Source organism: Nocardioides humilatus (assembly GCF_008373755.1).
GTDB classification, from domain to species: Bacteria; Actinomycetota; Actinomycetes; order Propionibacteriales; family Nocardioidaceae; genus Nocardioides; species Nocardioides humilatus.
Genome location: NZ_VUJV01000179.1, coordinates 1 through 336 on the forward strand (window position 1 = coordinate 1; position 336 = coordinate 336).

General features: G+C 58.0%; 1 protein-coding gene. It reads right to left on the reverse strand.

Annotation, left to right across the window (positions count from 1 at the left end; genetic code table 11):
* Positions 1 to 336, reverse strand: a 336-nt coding sequence (locus tag F0U44_RS24390) for a hypothetical protein (RefSeq protein ID WP_149730644.1), incomplete at both ends; no start/stop codon positions are given.

Genomic DNA, 336 nt, shown 5'->3' on the forward strand with positions numbered 1-336 from the left:
GCCTGGAGCTCGTCCTTCTCGGCCCCGAGACGCTTCCTGGCTTTCTCGATTTCGTGGATGTTGCGGCCACCTTCGCCGATCTGGTCCAGGAGGTCCTTGACTTCGTCGGCAAGGTTCTTGTTCTCGCGGCGGACAGCCTCGAGCTGTTCCTGGCCTTCTTCGTAGGCGCCCTTGAGGCGGAACAATTCGGTGGAGTAGTTGCGGCATTCCTTCTGGCTGGCATCGAGTTCGGCAGCAAGGTCGTCGACCTTGAGTTTCCATTCTCCGATGATTTTGTCGAAGGCCTTCTGTTTCTTTTCTGCAGCGTTGGCAATAGCAGTGGCACGGTCGACCTCC